The organism is Nostoc sp. (genome assembly GCF_036917655.1).
Taxonomy (GTDB): Bacteria; Cyanobacteriota; Cyanobacteriia; order Cyanobacteriales; family Nostocaceae; genus Nostoc.
On the sequence record NZ_JBALCY010000056.1, the window covers coordinates 1 to 19,767 of the forward strand.

16 protein-coding genes are annotated in these 19,767 nt (G+C 42.7%); 6 read left to right on the top strand and 10 right to left on the bottom strand.

The window, feature by feature from the left end:
* Positions 1-180: 180 nt before the first annotated feature.
* From V7K30_RS18920 to V7K30_RS18930, 3 genes are all read right to left on the bottom strand, one after another.
* A complete protein-coding gene (locus V7K30_RS18920; RefSeq protein WP_335001828.1) occupies positions 181-831 on the bottom strand; it encodes a hypothetical protein in 651 nt (216 codons plus the stop codon).
* A gap of 201 nt (positions 832-1,032) precedes the next feature.
* On the bottom strand, positions 1,033-2,133 hold the full coding sequence (locus V7K30_RS18925; RefSeq protein ID WP_335001830.1) for a D-alanine--D-alanine ligase family protein: 1,101 nt from the start codon (positions 2,131-2,133) through the stop codon (positions 1,033-1,035).
* A gap of 264 nt (positions 2,134-2,397) precedes the next feature.
* Positions 2,398-2,499 (bottom strand): DUF3368 domain-containing protein, encoded by a 102-nt coding sequence (locus V7K30_RS18930; RefSeq protein ID WP_335001832.1) that lies wholly within the window; start codon positions 2,497-2,499, stop codon positions 2,398-2,400.
* A gap of 25 nt (positions 2,500-2,524) precedes the next feature.
* Between V7K30_RS18930 and V7K30_RS18935 the strand changes: the two genes are divergently transcribed.
* Entirely contained in the window at positions 2,525-2,890 is a 366-nt protein-coding gene (locus V7K30_RS18935) for a hypothetical protein (RefSeq protein ID WP_335001834.1), read from the top strand.
* Here the strand turns inward: V7K30_RS18935 and V7K30_RS18940 are convergent.
* Positions 2,876-3,127 (bottom strand): UPF0175 family protein, encoded by a 252-nt coding sequence (locus tag V7K30_RS18940; RefSeq protein ID WP_335001836.1) that lies wholly within the window; start codon positions 3,125-3,127, stop codon positions 2,876-2,878. The two genes, V7K30_RS18935 and V7K30_RS18940, sit on opposite strands and share 15 nt — an antisense overlap.
* A gap of 308 nt (positions 3,128-3,435) precedes the next feature.
* Between V7K30_RS18940 and V7K30_RS18945 the strand changes: the two genes are divergently transcribed.
* A complete protein-coding gene (locus tag V7K30_RS18945) occupies positions 3,436-5,106 on the top strand; it encodes an NAD-binding protein (protein WP_335001838.1) in 1,671 nt (556 codons plus the stop codon).
* Between the two features lie 112 nt (positions 5,107-5,218).
* Here V7K30_RS18945 and def read toward each other — a convergent pair whose 3' ends face one another.
* From def to V7K30_RS18960, 3 genes are read right to left on the bottom strand one after another with little or no spacing between them, the layout of a single operon-like run.
* The gene (def, locus tag V7K30_RS18950; protein ID WP_335001840.1) at positions 5,219-5,749 is read right to left on the bottom strand and encodes a peptide deformylase; all 531 of its coding nucleotides are present in this window, start codon (positions 5,747-5,749) and stop codon (positions 5,219-5,221) included.
* A gap of 32 nt (positions 5,750-5,781) precedes the next feature.
* Positions 5,782-5,949, bottom strand: a complete 168-nt coding sequence (locus V7K30_RS18955; RefSeq protein ID WP_335001842.1) for a hypothetical protein — start codon at positions 5,947-5,949, stop codon at positions 5,782-5,784.
* Positions 5,946-7,205: an HhoA/HhoB/HtrA family serine endopeptidase gene (locus V7K30_RS18960; RefSeq protein WP_335001844.1), complete on the bottom strand. Its 1,260-nt coding sequence runs from the start codon at positions 7,203-7,205 to the stop codon at positions 5,946-5,948. The genes V7K30_RS18955 and V7K30_RS18960 overlap by 4 nt, the downstream gene beginning before the upstream one ends.
* A gap of 163 nt (positions 7,206-7,368) precedes the next feature.
* On the opposite strand from V7K30_RS18960, the gene dnaA reads away from it, so the two are divergent.
* Positions 7,369-8,751 (top strand): chromosomal replication initiator protein DnaA, encoded by a 1,383-nt coding sequence (dnaA, locus tag V7K30_RS18965; protein WP_335001846.1) that lies wholly within the window; start codon positions 7,369-7,371, stop codon positions 8,749-8,751.
* Positions 8,752-9,531: 780 nt separating this feature from the next.
* Here dnaA and V7K30_RS18970 read toward each other — a convergent pair.
* Positions 9,532-9,972 carry a hypothetical protein gene (locus V7K30_RS18970; RefSeq protein ID WP_335001848.1) on the bottom strand — a complete coding sequence of 147 codons (441 nt, stop codon included), beginning with the start codon at positions 9,970-9,972 and terminating at the stop codon, positions 9,532-9,534.
* A 221-nt stretch (positions 9,973-10,193) separates the two neighbouring features.
* Between V7K30_RS18970 and V7K30_RS18975 the strand changes: the two genes are divergently transcribed.
* The 3 genes from V7K30_RS18975 to V7K30_RS18985 all read left to right on the top strand — a co-directional run bounded on the left by V7K30_RS18975 (position 10,194) and on the right by V7K30_RS18985 (position 14,289).
* Positions 10,194-10,361, top strand: a complete 168-nt coding sequence (locus V7K30_RS18975) for a hypothetical protein (protein ID WP_335001850.1) — start codon at positions 10,194-10,196, stop codon at positions 10,359-10,361.
* 112 nt (positions 10,362-10,473) lie between these two features.
* Positions 10,474-11,637: a DNA polymerase III subunit beta gene (gene dnaN / locus V7K30_RS18980; protein WP_335001852.1), complete on the top strand. Its 1,164-nt coding sequence runs from the start codon at positions 10,474-10,476 to the stop codon at positions 11,635-11,637.
* A gap of 399 nt (positions 11,638-12,036) precedes the next feature.
* Positions 12,037-14,289, top strand: coding sequence for a cytochrome-c peroxidase (locus V7K30_RS18985; RefSeq protein ID WP_335001854.1), 2,253 nt, complete (start codon positions 12,037-12,039; stop codon positions 14,287-14,289).
* A 417-nt stretch (positions 14,290-14,706) separates the two neighbouring features.
* Here V7K30_RS18985 and V7K30_RS18990 read toward each other — a convergent pair whose 3' ends face one another.
* Positions 14,707-18,033 (bottom strand): GAF domain-containing protein, encoded by a 3,327-nt coding sequence (locus tag V7K30_RS18990; protein ID WP_335001855.1) that lies wholly within the window; start codon positions 18,031-18,033, stop codon positions 14,707-14,709.
* 256 nt (positions 18,034-18,289) lie between these two features.
* Complete coding sequence (locus V7K30_RS18995) at positions 18,290-19,477, bottom strand: TRC40/GET3/ArsA family transport-energizing ATPase (protein WP_335001856.1); 1,188 nt, start codon at positions 19,475-19,477, stop codon at positions 18,290-18,292.
* Positions 19,478-19,767 lie beyond the last annotated feature (290 nt).

Genomic DNA, 19,767 nt, shown 5'->3' on the forward strand with positions numbered 1-19,767 from the left:
TGGATGTTTGAGTGGTTTATCCGACACACTACCTTTGATTTCGCTACTCTCCAGATGTACGGAGTTTTTTCAAAAATCAAATAGGAGTCCTATAGACATAAATATTAGTAAAGGCACGGTAGAACCGTGCCCTAATTCGCAAAAAGTATTATCTTGAAAGGTTTTTGCTTTACAGGAAATTTAATACTGGCGTAAAATTGCAGACAATGAACTATCTTTACGAAGATCCATCAAGTCTGCCAAAGAGTCTGGGCGCGTATCCAAGTGGTGCTTGTGTTCTGCTGGCAAAACCGTCACCAGCTGTTTTGCTTTAGGTTGCGTCTGCATAATCGGCATCAGTTGTCGCTGTGGCACAAAAATTGGCTGGTTCTTGGGAAGGCGTGGTTCCAATCTTTGGTAATGGCTCTGTGCCAAGCGTGTCTGATGGCGGTTAATCTGTTTTTGGACTTTTTGCGGTTGCGCTTTCCGGTTGAGCAGTCTGAAAATGAGCAAGCAACCACTACCACAGCTAAGGACGATCGCAGCCACCATCCATAAAGGTGTAGGATTACTATTCTCAGAGGGCACACTGATTGGTTCTTCAACTATAACTGGGATTTTTTCTGGTTCTTCTTGTGCTACCTGGCCAGCATTACCTAAGCTATACAGGGCAAAGGCACCACCTCCTAAAAACATGGCTAAACACCCAGTTAACAATAGCCAAGGATGATGTGCAACCAGATATATCAGAACATTCGAGCTTTGTTTTAATCTCGATTTTTTGTTTGTCAGCTCTGGAGTAGCCCTTCTTAATTGGGTTGGCTCGCGCTGTACACTCTGACTTTTTTCCATGATTACTTTCAGATTTGTACCCCTCTAGTCAATAAATTGTACTGGAGGAGTCAAGCATCAGGTATCCGTAACAAAAGTTCAGATTCAAGTAGCTTTTTTGTAAAATATAGGCTACCAAATCAGGCTAACTTTTGCCAGAATTCTGTATTTCTTGTAACTTTTTGCCGTAATAATCTGAAATCAGTTCGCTTATTTTCTCCCTTAACTAGGAGAATGCCTTTCAACAGCAAGTTGAATTAACCGATCAACTAATTCTGGAAAGGAGACTCCACTATGGGCCCATAGTTGGGGATACATACTCGTAGCAGTAAAGCCTGGTAAGGTATTGATTTCGTTAATCAAAACTTCTTTTGTCGCTTCCACGTAGAAAAAATCTACCCTTGCTAACCCCGCAGCGTCAACAGCTGCAAAAGCTTGCAAAGCCATGTCCTGAATTTGACGGGCGATCGCATCTGGAATCGGCGCAGGTATCAGTAAATCTGCCCGACCCTCAGTATATTTAGTTTCATAATCGTAAAAATCGCTGTCATATGTAATCTCTCCAATGACAGAGGCTTGGGGTTGATCATTACCTAAAACGGCACACTCGACTTCTCTGGCGACGACACCAGCTTCTACAACTAGCCTGCGGTCATAACTGGCAGCATTATCTAAAGCGGCTTCTAATTCTTGGCGCGATCGCACTTTGGCAATACCCACTGATGAACCCAAATTAGCAGGCTTGACAAAAGCAGGATAACCTAATGCTGCCTCAATTTCATCACACAATTTCGGAAACACGCAAGGATTAGACCAAACTTGCGCTCTAGTTATCGCCTTGTATTTTACCTGTGCTAGTCCCGCTTGCTCAAAAGCCATTTTCATGGCAATTTTATCCATTCCCATTGCCGAACCTAACACCCCAGAACCAACAAAGGGGACTTGCATCAAAGTGAGTAACCCTTGAATTGTCCCGTCTTCACCGTTGGGGCCGTGGAGAATAGGAAACCAAACATCCACTTGGGCAACTTGAGAGGGAGATTGCCACTTGCTGAGGGTTTGGGCTTGAGGGTTGGATGTCAGATGTCCCTCAGAAGTCGATTGTTCAGATTCGAGTAGCGGACTGCCGGTTGCTAAAACCTTTTGGGGTGCTTCTCCCGCTAGCCAGCGTCCATCTTTCTGGATGTAAAAAGGCAGTATTTCGTACTTACTAGCATTTTGCTCTGCACTTAAAGCTTTAGCGATCGCCCGTGCTGAGTTGATCGAAACTTCATGTTCTCCCGAACGACCGCCAAACAGTAACCCCACGCGCAGCTTAGTCATTTTCGGTTCCTCCACACTTCTCAAGCAGATAGCGTATCATAACCTACAAAAGTTGCCATATTTTTCTTTTATTGCCTGTTTAAAACCCTGGCTAAAAAAACTCTACTATTTTTAAACCCAATGAACTAATCCTGCGTGTACAAGCAATAGCTGCTTTAGCTTCCTGGTTAAATTATGGAGTGACAGTAGACCCGATAAATACTGTGAAAAAGTATTACAGTGATTTCAGGCAAATTCCCAATTATGCTGTGGGAGCAAACGTATCTATTCCCCTACCAATGCCAATGCAAGATTTATCACGCGGTCAGATAAATACATACCACACAGGCGCAATTGTTCTAAAACTGGACGTGCAGCCGGAATCATCCCTCGTTGTTTGGCGGTAATAACGATGCCTAATGTCCCCCGTACCGGAATCCCCAAAGCGGCAGCACAACGACGGGCTGCTAAATCATCAATTATTGTTCCTGATGCTGTAGCCGCAGAGATTCAAGCGTATGGAGAAATAGACGTAACAGCAGTGGCGCTCAACAATACTGATTGGTTAGTTGTAGAAGAAACACCACCTGTCCCAAATGTGATTCAAAACTGGGATTTGGGTCTAGGTGAGTCAGCCGTACTGACCTGGGGCTATGTAAATCCAGGTACAGAAGTAATTCTGGATGATCCCATTAGGAGCAACAAATCAAGAAAGCCGCCTTTGGTCAAAAAAATTAGTGGGGATGTGTTGATAACAGGCAGTTCAGCCACGGTTTAACTCGCTCTGCAAATCATCAAAATCAACAGCAAAGACATCTACTTGTTCACGGGCTAGGACGGCTAGAAAGTCTCGGCGGTTTAAGCCAGCAACTGAGGCTGCTTTCTCCATTGAGATTTCCTGCTTCTGATACCAGTAGATAGCAGCAGCAAGGCGCATATCGCGCACAAATTCTTCTGGAGAAAGGCGACGGGCACTAAATACTTCTTCTGGCAGGTTAATCGTGACTGACGACATGATTTATGTTCTAAATTGCTGCATTAATAATAGAAAAGCATTTCTTTTAACATCTGTATACAAGGCGCTCAAAGTAGTGACGGTGTAAAGCGCACTGCTTTTATGCGATCGCCTGCCCTGAGTTTTCACGGAATGTCGAAAGTCAGAACTATATGATGAACGAACCGCAAAGGGCTTTGGACTGATAATCCTTTTTGTCCAATTAAAACAATCGTGTTGTCAGCTACAGTTATATTCCAGGAAAGTGGGCAACAATATTGATGAATAACTAGAAATGCAGCTTTAACTATAAAAGATGCTGCCGTTTCATGAAACCCCGAATTATTGTTTGTGGCTTAGGACGTACCGGATATAAAACCTTTCGTCTGCTGAGACATCAGGGAGCCTTCGTTGTTGGCATTCATCATCAATCTATCCCTGGCGAAACAGCACCAGATGTGATTGTTGGTGATTTACAAGCAGCTTCTACCCTAACAGCAGCCGGAATTCAACAGGCAGACACTTTAGTAATCGCTGGATCTAAAGATGCTCTGAATTTGTCTATTATGATGCAAGCGCGAGTGCTGAATCCCCAGATTCGGATTATCAACCGTTTTTATAATACAAATTTGGGGGAGCGCCTAGATCAAAGTTTGTCAGATCATTTGAGTATGAGTGTTGTGGGATTAGCAGCACCTGTATTCACCTTTGCAGCACTGGGAAACCGAGCGATCGGGCAAATCAAATTATTTCAGCAAACTTGGCCAATTCATGAAGAATACATTGATGAAAACCACTTCTGGAAAGGTCGAAAGCTGAGTGAATTGTGGTCAGACCGATCGCGGATGCTAATTTATTACTTGCCAGTCAAAGGTGAGATGGATTTGGTGTCAGCTGTAATATCTGGACAAGAGATACAAGTAGGCGATCGCTTAATTATTGGTACACAACCCCGCACCCGTTCCCCCCGGAGATCATTGATTAAAAAACTGCTGAAAGTCCTGACTAATCTTAGACAGTTTCAGCAACACGGGCGATCGGTAGTCATGGGTGGTGTTGTACTATTGGCGGTTATTGCGATCGCTACACTCACCTATACGTCGGCTGAGTCGAGTTTGTCTCCTGTCGATGCTCTATATTTTTCTGTAGGCATGATTACTGGAGCAGGTGGTAATGACAAAGTAGTAGAAAATGCTCCTAACAGTATTAAGTTATTTACCGTTGTGATGATGCTGGTTGGAGCAGTGGTGATTGGTATTTGGTACGCAATGCTCACCGATTTTGTCTTAGGAAGCCGCTTTAAGCAATTTTGGGATGCAGCCCGAATTCCCCAGCGACATCACTACATTGTCTGTGGCTTGAGTGGTATTGGGGTGAGAATTGTCCAGCAACTCCATGCTAGCGGACATGAAATTGTAGTAGTTGAACCCGACTCCAACAACAAATATGTCAACACCGCCCGCGAACTGGGTATCCCCGTCATTCAGGGCGATGCCAGCTTCCGCACAATACTTAAAGCCAGCAATATAGAGTCTGCCGCCGCAGTGCTTGCTGTTACTAACAATGATGCTACCAATCTGGAAATTGCCCTCAAAGCCAAAGGCTTGACACCCAACATTCCGGTGATTGTTAATTATGCCGATCCCGATTTTGCCGGCATAGCGCAACAGCTATTTGGCTTCGAGGCCGTACTGAGTCCGGCTGAACTAGCAGCCCCAGCTTTTGCTGCTGCTGCACTAGGGGGACGCATCCTTGGCAATGGCATCACAGCGGATAGTCTTTGGGTAGCTTTTGCGACTGTGATTACAGCTTCACACGCCTTTTGTGGTCAGTGGGTGAAAGATGTAGCCATGTCTACTGACTGTGTACCTTTGTACGTAGAGACTAATCACCAAACCCTTCATGGTTGGGATTTACTAGAAACTAACCTCAGTGTTGGCGATGTTTTATATATGACTCTGCCAGCAACGCGGCTATATCAATTGTGGCGGGATGAGTGAGTTTGTGAATCACACGCTTAAATAATTCGTAATCACGCTCATGGACTCGCTACCGCTACGCTAACGTAATTCCTAATATTCAAGATTGTTCTACACCACTCCTCACTCCCATTTATTTGTTAACTACTCGTTGTTGATATTCCTGTTCAGTGATCATATCGAGAGTGTTCTCTAGGCGATCTACAAATACGATACCGTCGAGATGATCATACTCGTGTTGAAAAATTCGAGCGATAAAATCGGTTAATTCTTGCTTTTGTAAATTGCCTTGACAGTCAGTGTATTCCACTTCAATAGATGTATACCGAGGAACTAACCCCCTAATTCCTGGAACACTTAAACAACCTTCCCAATCTTTGACAACTTCAGTTGAATGAGCAATGATTTTGGGATTAATCATGGCAGTAGGTTCCATTTCCGGGGCATTGGGATACCTGGCATTAGGACGGGAAGCCACAATAAATAAACGATAGGATTGTGCTACTTGAGGCGCAGCAATTCCCACGCCGTTAGCCTTGGCAACAGTGGCGATTAAGTCTTCAATTAATTTTTGGATATGCTCATCTTGAACATTGTCAACCCAAGCAGCTTTTTGGCGCAATGTTGGATTGCCTAATTGAATGATTGGCGCTAATTCAGTCATGATAAAACTCCTTTGGGGCATTGGGGGAATTTTTATAACTCCTGTACAGACGCGATTAATCGCGTCTCTACTCCTAACTCCTGTACAGACGCGATTAATCGCGTCTCTACTCCTAACACCTGTACAGACGCGATTAATCGCGTCTCTACTCCTAACACCTGTACAGACGCGATTAATCGCGTCTCTACTCCTAACATCATCCTTCACGTCTCACGGGCAAAGGAGCAGGTTGGATTCCTAGTTGGACAATTTGCCCATTCCGTTCCACTTCTATTGGTAACTTCGTACCGATTTTGCTCTTTTCTACTAGCTTTTGTACTTCTTCAATTTTAGTAACAGGCTGGCTATTAATGCTTTTAATCACATCACCGACTCGTAGTCCAGCTACAGATGCAGGCGATCGCGGCACAATCTCAACTAGCAAAACGCCGTCATCTGCTGTAATATTTAAGCGATCGCCTGCTATATTTTTGATTCTTTCTTTATTTTCTGGTGTCAATGTCACCATCTGAACACCCAAATAAGGATGATCCACCTTACCAGTAGCAATTAATTCTTGGGCAATTTTTTGTACAGTATTAATGGGGATAGCAAATCCCAAACCTTGAGCGCCTCGGATAATAGCTGTGTTCATGGCAATCACCTGGCCACGACTATTTAGCAATGGCCCACCGGAGTTACCAGGGTTAATCGCAGCATCAGTTTGGATGTAATCAACCCGCTTGTCGCTAGCACCGATGTCGCTACTAGAACGACCTGTAGCACTAATAATCCCAGAAGTGACGGTATTATTCAAGCCTAACGGGTTGCCAATAGCTATTACTGCTTCTCCTGGTTGCAAGGCATCGGAGTTACCCACAGATAGAGTTGGCAGATTATTAGCATCAATTTTGATCGTAGCCACATCTGTTACTGGGTCTTCACCCAAAACTTTACCATCAAAAGTCCGGCCATCTTTAAGTGTGACAGTCACTCTATCAGCACCATCTACCACATGGGAATTCGTCACAATTTGACCTGAAGAATTAATGATAAATCCAGAGCCGCTACCCCGCTCTACACGTTGTCTAGGTTGTGGCGCTGCTTCTCCAAAAAACCGCCGTAAAAATGGATCGTTAAATTCGTCTGGTACGCGAGAAGTGATTGTTCGGGAAGAATCAATGCGAACTACCGCAGGCCCCACCTGTTGCACAACTTTTACTATAAAATTAGGATCTCCAGACGACGAGAAAATCGGCGGGGGGACAATTACCGGATTGGGTTCTATTGTCTTTTCGGCTTGAGTGTCGCTTTGTCGAGTCTCAAAGGTCTTAGCAGGTAGAAGAGAGCAGCTCCCCAAGAACACCACTGCTACCCCATATGAGAGCATTCCCAGAATATTATCTGCTCTCCATCTGTGGGGCAAACCCCTGGGATGAATATTTTTGGGTGTTAAGTGATGGTTTGTTGTCTTCATGTGTCGTTGCTTCTCCGTATCAATCGGTGGTGTTAGGATCTTGCCTACCGGGTATGGCCCAAAATGATTACAACTTAAAAGCTTATTCTAGGTCTAGCGTGTCTGGATGCTAAATTGGTGCTTTATCTTCTATTGTGACGATTAGCAGCAAAGGTGGTGGATAATGGAAATTCCCATAGAAAGTCTGTGGAGTCAGGTACTAGAGCGCCTACAGGTTGAACTATCCCGACCGACCTTTGAAACTTGGATCAAAACTGCTAGTGCAGAGCGATTAGAAAATAATTGCTTGGTAATCCGCACTCCTAACCCATTTGCTCGTAATTGGTTACAAAAGTATTACATCAATACCATTGCTCATGTAGTACAAGATATTCTGGGTCATCCTGTAGGAATTTACATTACCGTTGCTCAAGGTGATGAAGTTTCTCATTTTAGTGAACGAGAGGTTTCTTGGGAATCACCCAATCCCAGCACTACTTCTGAAACTGTTCCTAATCACAATCAAAAAACTACTGAATTAAACTCTAAATATGTCTTTTCACGATTTGTAGTTGGTGCCAACAATCGGATGGCTCACGCTGCTTCTTTGGCAGTTGCAGAATCTCCAGGTAGGGAGTTTAATCCTTTATTTTTATGCGGTGGTGTAGGTTTAGGTAAAACTCATCTTATGCAGGCTATTGGTCACTATCGCTGGGAAATTTCTCCTGATTGCAAAATATTTTATGTTTCTACTGAGCAGTTTACTAATGATTTAATTACAGCGATTCGGAAGGATAGTATGCAAAGTTTTCGAGAACATTACCGAGCCGCCGATGTTTTATTAGTTGATGATATTCAGTTTCTAGAAGGCAAGGAATACACTCAAGAAGAATTTTTTTATACTTTTAATACTTTACATGAAGCTGGTAAACAAATTGTGATTGCTTCCGATCGTCCTCCTAACCAGATTCCTAGCTTACAAGAACGTCTTTGTTCTCGGTTTTCTATGGGGTTAATCGCAGATATCCAAAAGCCGGATTTAGAAACTAGAATGGCAATTTTGCAGAAAAAAGCCGAGGATGAAAATATTCGTCTTCCCCGCGACGTGATTGAGTATATTGCTTCTAACTATACTTCTAATATTAGAGAATTAGAAGGAGCTTTAATTCGGGCGGTGGCTTATATTTCCATTTGGGGCTTACCGATGACAGTGGAAAATATCACACCAGTTTTAGAACCGCCTAACGAAAAAATGGCTGCTACCCCAGAAGCTATTTTAAAGGTTGTGGCGGATAATTTTGATGTTTCAATAGACGACCTTAAAGGTAACTCACGACGAAGAGAGATTAGCTGGGCGCGTCAGATAGGAATGTATCTTATGCGGCAACACACGTCTTTGAGTTTGCCGAGAATTGGAGAGGAGTTTGGTGGTAAAGATCATACAACGGTGATTTATAGTTGCGATAAAATTACCCAACTCCACCAGAGCGATCGCACTTTAGCACAAACAATCCGCCAACTGAGCGATCGCATCAATATAACTAGCCGTTCTCAAAAATCATCCTGAAGATGTATTTTAAGTTTTCCACAACCAGCACTATGATCATTAGCCATTGACTGCTGAATAATTAGTCGAGAATATTAAGTAACGTATAAAAATTGATTAAATTTAACTTAGATTGTGGAAAAAATCTTACTTTTTGTGGATAAATCTGTGGAAAACTTAAGATATTACTCATAAAACTTAATTAAGTATAATTACCTTGTGGAAAAGTACTTGAGTTTTTCCACAAGTTTTCCACAGGTCGTTAACTTACTTAATGCCAATTCGTTGTGAAACTGCACAAAATCAAACTTGGTCAGACTTGGGGCTTGAGCAAATTGTTTGGGAGCAACCTCAGCTATATTCGTGAATGCATCATCTTGATTATTCCAAGACTTAACAGGTAGGGCATTTTTGGGCAGAGCTTGTAGTCTAGCAAATGGTGCTGATTGCCAAGAAACCTTTCGCAGAATAATGGGAATGACGCAAGCCTCTCCAATTTCGTGGCGTTCTATTGCTTTAGTAACTTCAACATCCCAGCAGTATTTAGAATATATAATGTCATTTTGCGTCTTTAGCAGTAGGATAAATTAGGCTTTCCACAAATTATAGTATGTTTGCGTAGTACACCGGGCGACTGGAAGTCGCGGCTACACAGACAAAACCCGCCTCCGCGGGTTAAAAACCTTGATTTTCGCCTCGTTCCCAGCCTCCGGGCTGGGAATGTATTCCGAGAGGTTCTGCCTCTGGTCAAGCCACTGAATGCTGTATCTTAACTTAGTGCTATTCCCTATTGGATTTTAGCTAACTTACGATCGCAGGCGATGCCCCATTCATAGATCCATTTACAGAAGAAAGCTTAACAGAATCAATTGTTAAAGGATTAGTGAGTTTAGAATTGCCTGATGCGCCTCGCTTCTTTTTGGTATTACCTCGTCGCGCACCACCCGCCATCTCGTATTCCTGACTGGTTTTACCGTAACGGCTGGCAACTCCTAGTAACATTTTTTCTGATATTGCGATTACAGCCTGTTCTGCGTTCTTTACGTCATCTGTGAGTTTGTCAATGGAGGATAAAGCAGTATTGTAGGCAGCAAGCTTAGACCGTAGATCGTTAATTGTCATAATGTAAGCTTGTATAGTCAATCCTTCTCCAAAGTCAAGTTCTACGCTGATAGATTGTAAACTTTCAATGCGGCGATCGGCTCGTTCTAAAACGCTAGAATTTCTTTTACGACGTGCCATGATGCATCTCTGCTAGTAAGAATATAGTACTGTTTTATACAAAAAATGTTTAATTGTCATGAGTAAATATAGCAAATCGGTTGCGTAGGCGCAGCCCCTCATAGACATCGCATCTCCAAAAATTTAGTTAATTTCACTTAAATTATTCTTTTATTCAAGTAGTGAATAAAAGAATAAGTTCATTACAACAATTGCTGCAATGATTTAAGCGTTTCTTATACATGAAAGAGCAATTGTTGCAAAGTATTAAGCGTTTGCAGCAACTACTTATATATTTGCAAGAAATACTTAAGCGTTTCTTATACATAAAAGAGCAATTGTTGCAAAGTATTAAGCGTTTGCAGCAACTACTTATATATTTGCAAGAAATACTTAAGCGTTTCTTATAAATAAAGCAACATTAGCTGCAAACGTTTAAATTTTCACAAGTCTGAAGCGTAGGAGCGATCGCCTATAAACAATAAGGATGTTACGATATCCTTCACCAGCTGAATCTGACTTATGAAATTAGTTTGCTCCCAAAGCGATCTCAGTACAAATCTCTCACTCGTCAGTCGTGCTGTACCTTCACGACCAACTCATCCAGTACTTGCCAATGTGCTGTTACAAGCGGATGCTGAAACTAACCAAGTCAGTTTAACAGCCTTTGATCTCAGCTTGGGAATCCGCACCAGCTTTAACGCAGAGGTATGGCAAGGAGGTGCGATCGCACTTCCTGCTAAGTTACTTGTAGACATCACCTCTCGTCTTCCAGAAGGCGAAATCACTCTAGACGATGAATCCCCCCTCACAGGTGCAACACCCGGCGGAGAAGGTTTAATTGTCACACTCACACCTAAGAGTGGACATTACCAAGTCCGAGCAATGGGGCCTGAAGAATTTCCCGAACTACCTGTAATTGAAAATACCGAAGTAATCTATCTTACCACCACCGCATTAATTGAGGGCTTACGCGGTTCATTGTTTGCTACCAGTGCTGATGAAACCAAGCAAGTACTCACTGGAGTGCATTTAACAGTTAAACAAGATACCCTAGAATTTGCAGCTACCGACGGACATCGCCTAGCAGTGGTAGAAACAAGCAACGAGCGTCCTCTAGGCGGAACTAGTCAACTTGAAGTGACAGTACCCGCTAGAGCATTACGCGAACTCCAACGAATGCTAGCTCATAGCGCCTCATCAGATGAACCAGTAGCTTTATACTTCGATCAAGGTCAAGTTGTGTTTGCATGGCAAAATCAACGCTTGACTAGTCGCACATTAGAAGGACAATATCCTGCATATCGACAACTAATCCCGCGCCAATTTGAGCGACAAGTGACAATTGAACGGCGACAATTTGTCAGCACTTTGGAGCGGATTGCTGTGCTAGCCGATCAGAAAAATAATATTGTCAAGCTCAGTATTGATAGCGAAGCTCAAGAAATTACCTTATCATGTGAAGCTCAAGATGTGGGCAGTGGGAGAGAGTCAATGCCGGCACAAATTTCGGGGGAAAATATTGAGATTGCCTTTAACATTAAATATTTGATGGAAGGCTTGAAAGAGTTACCATCTTCCGAAATTCAAATGCATTTGAATCAAAGCCTAACTCCAGTGATTTTTACACCACTGGGCGGTTTGAAAATGACCTATTTAGCTATGCCCGTGCAACTTAGAAGTTAAAAACAATGGTATAAACTCAACAAACGCTTTATTACCCAATAGACATCTGCAAAAATTAACTCTGCGTTGCTCAAAATCCTTGGTAGGCACAATTCATGAATTGTGCCTACGCCATTTTAGGAAATGTCTAATCCGCTTGGCTTAAGATTTTAAGGCAAGCGACGCTTGCCTCTCTCCCCACTATTACGATTATTATTCTTATGCAAATCTATTTCTATACTTAGACGGATTGACAAAATTTACTCGCTTTTCACTTGTCACTAATGAATACAACCTAACCTTTTCCCCTCTTTATTTATTTTTAATAAAATAAAAATAGTCAAATTTTATACGGCTGATAATAAGTAAAAAGCTTTAGATAAGTAGTAAAATATGCTAGGTGTTTTCTGAGATGAAAATATGGTAATTTTACACATAGTAAGTTTTGGATTGCTTTTTGCTACCTTTCCAATGTTTTTGCTGCTAACCGGCAAAGGTCGATTTTTGCTCAAATCGATGGTGGTGCAGATCAAGCAGGGAATTCGGAGTTTACTAAAAAATCTCAAATTATGGTCTTTTAATGACCGAGAGTCTCGTGGAGCATCATCTAAATTTCCAGCTGATACAAAGCGTAAAAAGTGGGAATCTGGTTATGTAAAACCTAACGGGATAGTATCAAGACTGTCAAGAACTATAACAATTGCTGTGATCGTTGTGGCAGCAGTAATAGCTGGAAATACTGTATCTGCTCAAGTTACGGCGTTGCCACCTCTCGCTTCTCTCAAGACTGTTTCGGTTCCAGAGCCTGATAATCTTGGAGACTTTGTAAAAGACAAAGTAGCCGCCATTAAGTTAGGAAAGGCTCTTTTTTGGGATATGCAAGTTGGTAGCGATGGACTAACCTCCTGTGCTACTTGCCATTTCCATGCCGGAGCCGACAGCAGATCAAAAAATCAGATATCTCCTGGTCTTATGCGGCTCAACGCTGATCGCACAGAAAACCCAGATCCGGTTTTTAATGTCGGCGGTGGCCCGAACTACCAGCTCAAGCCAGAAGATTTTCCCTTTCACAAGTTGTCAAATCCAAATGATCCGACAACAGTTGTGTCTGACCGGAATGATATCGCCTCCTCCCAAGGAGTTATCAATACCAAGTTTGTTGATGTAATACCTGGTAATGCAGAAGATCAAGTAACGCTTCAACCAGATCCGGTGTTTAAGGTGGGAGGTATAAATGTCCGTCGCGTCGAGCCACGGAATGCGCCAACTGCGATTAATGCAGTATTTAACTTCCGCAACTTTTGGGACGGTAGGGCGCAAAACATCTTTAATGGAGTGAATTCCTTTGGTTTGAGAGATTCTCATGCTTCTGTCGTGAAAGCACAGACTCCAAATCAGCTAAAATTTGTCAAAATCAGTCTCAATAATTCGTCTTTAGCTTCTCAAGCAGTCGATCCACCACTTAGCTCCTTCGAGGAATCTTCTGATGGTCTTACCTTTCAAGAAATAGGTGATAAGTTCGGACGAATTGATCACAATTCCGGCAGCGTTGGCAAGGGTAAGAAACTCCCCAGAAAACTTGCTAAAAAGTTATTTCCTCTGAGGCCGCTAGGGAAACAACTTGTGCATCCACAGGACAGTGTTTTAGGTACAGATAGCAGATGGCCTGAACCCGGACTGAGAGAGAAAAGCTATGATCGCCTAATTAAAGATGCCTTCAAGCCGGAGTGGTGGAAGTCTAATCAACTGATTCAAATTGATGCTAAGGGTGTCAGAACTTTTGTTAAGAAACCGGATCGCTCTTTGGAAACCAATGAGTACAGGTTAATAGAGTACAACTTCTCGCTATTTTTTGGGCTAGCAATTCAAATGTACGAATCTACGCTCATCGCTAACGATACCCCACTTGATCGCTTCTTGGAAGGAAACACCACTGCCCTAACTGGGCAACAGCAACGGGGGAAACAACTGTTCGAGGGTAAAGCTCAATGCAACGTTTGTCATAATGGGGCAGAACTTAGCAGTGCTTCTGTGAGTTCTGTGCAGAAACAAAGGATTGGGATTCTTAAGATCCCTAATTTTAACAGATTCGCCTTTGACAATGGCTTTTTCAATATCGGCATCAGACCGACATTAGAAGATGTTAGTGTTGGAGGTAATGACCCATTTGGGAATCCGCTTTCTGAAACGAGACTGGCTCTATTGGGAACTTTCCAGCAACTTCTCGGTTCCCCATCCAACACCACAGTTAGCTCTAACGACATAATACTTGCGGATGGTAGTTTTAAAACTCCTGGACTCCGCAATGTCGAACTTACTGCCCCTTATTTCCACAATGGTGGTTCTTTAACTTTGCAGCAAGTCGTAGAATTATACAGTCGTGGCGGAGACTTCCGCCAGCAAAGCGCTCTTGCCGTGTTGGGATTAACTGAAGCCGAAAAAAATGACTTGGTAGCTTTCCTGAAATCTCTCACTGATGAGCGAGTCCGCTATGAAAAAGCGCCATTTGATCACCCACAACTGTTTGTTCCAAATGGACATCCGGGTGATTCTACATACGTGATCAATGATGGTACTGGCAAAGCCACAGATAGTCTACTGCAAATTCCTGCTGTTGGTAGTCATGGTGGTAATGGCACTCCAAATTTCCTCGCCACTTCCAGACAGTGGTAAATAGCGTATAATCGCTAACCTGACAACATTTCGGGTGTTGGGGATTTTTTGGTCGGGGAAACCCAGCACTAGCTTCCCAACACCGGAAATTATACAAAATCTTGAAATCGGGTTGCCAGGTGCAGCGATACAGACTGACTGCTGATGGCATGAAGACCTTGATTGGTTTCTTGAGTATAATTGCAGTTGACTTATCTACACCGCACCCAGGCAACTGCCAAGGCTATTGAAGTCCTCAATCCCCTTCAGCTTCACATAATGAGCGCTAAATCACCCAAGCTACCCAAGATATTAACAGTTAGTTGGGCGCTTGGTTGCCTAGACGCGGAGCGGGTTAAAATTGCACGCACAACAGTGAGGGTTAGCAGCGATCTTGAGAGACTTAACGGGAAAAGGTTAGGGCGGTGGCTCCCCAGCTTACGGGAGTTGATGGTGCGATTTGGTGATTTGTATCACCGGAATTTCAATCCAAAATTCTGTACCTAACCCCGGCTGAGAATCACATTTAAACACACCACCGTGTTTATCCACGACAATCTGATAACTAATTGACAACCCTAAGCCAGTGCCTTTTCCCACTGGCTTAGTAGTGAAAAAGGGGTCGCAGATTCTTGCCTTTAGAGGCTCCGGTATTCCTGGCCCATTGTCCGCAATGCGAATTACTACGCTCTTGACATTGCCTTCAAGCTCTCCAAGAGCAGTACGGATAGTAATTTGATTGCTATGAGATTTTAATTGAGATTCCTTGTATTCTTCTAGAGCATCGATCGCATTGCTTAAAACATTCATAAATACTTGATTCAGTGGCCCGGCATAACACTCTACTAAGGGAAGCTCACTGTATTCTTTGACTAATTTAATCGCCGGACTTTCCGGTTTTGCTTTCAAGCGATGCTGCAAAATTAGCAAGGTGCTATCAATGCCCTCATGAATATCAACTGGCTTTTTTTCTGCCTGATCAAGGCGAGAGAAATTCCGTAAACCTAAGACAATTTGCCGGATGCGATCAATTCCAACTTTCATGGAAGATAGAGTTTTGGGCAAATCCTCCATGAGAAATTCTAAGTCTATTTCTTCAGAGCGATCGCGAATCTCAGGGCTGGGGTTAGGGCAGTTTTGCAAATAGAGGTCTAGTATACTGAGTAAATCTTGGGCGTAATCGTTGACATGATTGATGTTGCCATAAATGAAGTTCACGGGGTTATTAATTTCGTGAGCAACACCAGCTACCAGTTGACCTAGTGAGGACATTTTCTCAGTTTGGATCAATTGGGTTTGAGTTTGCGTTAAATCATGCAAAGCTTGAGTCAGCTTTTCTGTCTGCTCTTTGGTTTGATTATGCAATTGGGCTTGTTGGAGTGCAACCCCAAGTTGATTGGCAATTTGAGTGATGAACTTAGTTTCTGAGACTTCCCAATGGCGGGGTGCAGAATTCTGATAAGCTGCTAGCAAGCCCCATAGCTGTTGTCCGACAAATATAGGTGCGATCGCATATGCCCTTGCTTGAATTTGCTCTAGAGCCTTAACGTGGCATTGAGAGTGGCCAGCTTGATAGATATCATCGACTAGAAAGGTTTCATTGTGACGATATCGCCCACCTTGGGTTTCCTGCAAATAGCTATCTTGCCAAACTGTCTTGGTGTCGGAACCTACTACTTTTACCCAGCTATCACCCACAGATTCAGCGATATATTCACCACTCCAATCAGCCTGGAAGCGGTAGACTGCAACTCGATCGGCTTGTAGTGATTTACAGATTTCTTGGGTTGTTGTCTCAAAAATAGCATCTACGTCAAGAGATTCCCTAACTTTCGCAACAACTTCAAACAATACCCGTTGTTGTTCTGTTGCTTGTTGTAAATCTAATGTCTGTTCTCGTGTCTGAGTGAGTAATTCTGCTTGCTGGAGTGCTACCCCCATTTGAGCTGCAATCTGACTGAGAAAGTTAACTTCAGAGGCTTTCCATTGCCGGGGGCCAGTGTGTTGATAAGTTGCCAGCAAACCCCAAAGTTTTTGCCCAACAAAAATTGGAGCAAGCACAAAAGCGTGAATTTGAAACTGCTCTAGATTGTCGATATGACACTGAGCAAACCCCATCTTGTAGATGTCATCGACTGCAAATGTTTCATTGTTGCGGTAGCGTCCTCCCTGTGTGTCTTGTAAGTAGGTGTCATTCCAAATTGTATTAATACCTAGTTCGGACTCATTCGACCAGTATGGACTAGCAGCCTCGAAATCCCCGACAAATTCACCACCCCAATTAGAATCAAAACGATAAACAGAAACGCGATCGGCTTTAATTAATTGACAAACCTCTTTAGTAGTGGTTTGAAAAATAGTATCTGTGTCAAGAGATTCCCGAATCTCGGCAATAACTTTAAACACAGCTTGTTCTTGTTCAGATGTCCGTTGTAATTCAACTGTGCGTCTTTTAACTTGTTTTTCTAAATTTTCATTGAAGACTTGTACTTGTTGGTATAGTTCATACTGCTGAACTGCTGAAGCAAAGTGTTTAGCGAGGTCTTTAGCCAGTTCAATCTCTTCAACCGTCCATTTTTGAGCTTGTGCTTTTTTAGATTCGCGCCAAACTTCAAAAGATTGTCGGGGGTACAGTTGCCTTTGATCGCTGTCATACTGCCCCGCCCATAGAGTTTCTGTATCTATTTCGTTGCGGAAAATACTTAAATAGCCCAGCAACTGCTGACGATACTGGAGTGGGATCATCAATATGCTGCGAATTTTAGTTGGTTGAAAAGCAACTTGTAAACTTCGCAAGTCAGAAATTTTATGTATATCTAAAATCGCCCAAACATCGTAGTTACTAGACTTATAGTGTTCCTGCCAGACACTATACTGCTCTATCAGTGGATATATAGTTTGTTCTGGCATCACAGGTTGCTGTCCACAGATATAAAGCTTGATACAACTATTTCCTGGTATTAAGCATTCTGTTAAGCTGGTTACGCTGCTATTCTGGGAATCAAAAGCTGCATTTCTAATGCAAAGCCTGCCACCAACACCATTAAAGGCAGCAACAGCCGCTTCTAGGGCTGGTTGTAATACAATCGTCGGTAGTGAATGCAGCAGGGTAGAAATGCGGTTAATGATCGCTTCCCGTTCGGCTCTTTTGCGGACTTGAGTCAGAAGGGTACTTTGAGCGATCGCCACTGACAGCTGATCGACTACCATCTGTACTGCTTCTAGTTCATATTCTGAAATCAACCGCGCTTGGGAATTATGAGACACCAGTAGCCCCCAAAGTTGATCTTGATAGAGAATAGGCGCTACTACAGAGGACTTTACCCCCATTGCCGTCAAATATTCAATATGGCAGGTGTCTACAGAGCGGTAACGGATCTCTTCTGATATAGTTTCTCCATTATCCAAGTCACGAAGGTGAATTTCACCAATCTCTTGAGTATCTACATTCACAACAGAACGCACTCGTGATTTGATAAATAGTTCACGAGCGGTGAGTGGAATATCCTCCGCAGGGAAATTCAGCCCCAATAGTGACGGCAACCGATTTTCGTAAATTGACTCAGCAATTACCTGACCACTGCCATCGGCATGAAATTTGTAAATCATCACTCGGTCAGTTTTTAGTAGCGATCGCACCTCTGCCGTTGTGACTGTGATAATTTCTTCCAACTCTAAGCTTCGTCGGATACGGTTTGTAATGCGGCGTAGTAAACTTTCTTCATGACGACATAAGGACAAATCTCGTTCAGCGTTGGAGGTCATTGCTTATGATAAAATAAATTAATAATTTGCAAACTGGCATAAGTAAATCTAAAGCCATTTTGAAATTTATTTAATCAATTTGTCTTCAGTAAAACTACGGGCAAATCATTAATAAAAATATTTATTTACCTTTTATAAAAATTCACCCAAACATCATAAAAACAGACGCTAAAATAATTGCGTCTGTACTAGTTACAAGAAAAGATTCTTGCTTTTTAGTTTGGACTTTTTGTCATACATTACCGTAGCAACAAACTTAAACTCTTATGTTGTCAGTAAAGCGAATTTTAAGATAGTCATCTTCCATCTTTGCCCCTGCTGGTTGTAGTGCTGCTAAGGCTTGCGGTAAAACTAAGTTACGACGATGGTTGCCAATAGTAATGTTTAATTCGTCTCCATTCTTACTCAGTTGAACTTGGTCTTTAGGAATACCAGGTAAGTACAGTTCTAAGCTGTATTGGTTTTCCTCTTGCACTACTCTCATGGTCGTTTCTTTATAATAAACCTGAGTCGGATCTTCATCTTTATAAAGGGTTTCCTTCAGGCGTTCTAATGAAGCTAATCCGCACATTTCCTCAGAAAAAAGTGGAACTTCTTTCACAGGGAGAGGGTGAAAATTATCATGAATTTCCTGGCGATATTGCTCCTGACTTTCCTTCCAACGTTGGAAAAATGGGTCTTGGACAACGCTAGGAATAATCCGATTAGCCACTACTAAATCTGTTGCAACATTATACAAACTCAGATAAGCATGGGCACGCAGAGACTCTTTAATCACCATCTTTTCGGGATTTGTTACCAGACGCACTGAGGTTTGAGTATTGTCTGTTAATACTTTTTCCAGAGCTTCAATTTGTTCATAAAACTCATAAGGTGCATCCATCACCTCTTTATCTGGTAGCGAAAAACCAGCAATTGGTCTAAAAAAAGGTTCAACCAGAGGCCGAAGTGCTACGGAGATGTTTTGAAATGGTTTGTAAAAACGACGCATATACCAGCCACCAACTTCAGGTAAACTCAGTAAGCGCAGTGCTGTGCCAGTGGGGGCTGAGTCGATAATTAAAACATCAAACTCACCTTCATCGTAATGGCGTTTCATCCTTACCAAGCCAAAAATCTCATCCATGCCTGGTAAAATTGCCAATTCTTCCGCCTGTACGCCGTCTAAACCCCTTGCCTGTAAAACTTGGGTAATGTAACGTTTCACAGCACCCCAGTTTCCTTCTAGTTCTTGCAGCGCATCCAGTTCAGCACCCCACAGATTTGGGCGAATTTTTTGGGGTGCATGTCCCAGTTCCATGTCAAAGCTGTCTGCCAGGGAATGAGCGGGATCTGTACTTAAAACTAATGTCTGATACCCTAGTTCCGCACAACGGAGTCCAGTTGCAGCAGCAACGGAAGTTTTGCCCACGCCGCCTTTACCGGTCATCAAAATTACACGCATAGATACTTCTGTCCTGCCTGAAGATTTTTTACATTTATTTACATTATCGACTGTTTAAGGAAAATAGATGCTGTTTCACTGCTTCTAGTACTACGACTTGGGGAGAGAAGCTGCCAACGACAGCTTCTCTCCCCTTAATAATAGACCTCTTGCAAAAGTCCCTAACACCCCACCCCCAACCCCTCTCCCAAGGATGCTATCCATTAGTCACATCTTTCTTAACATTTCTGTAAGGCAGACTCAGAGGGAATAATAGAAGTAAGCAATGAGAGCATCATTGACTTGAGAGA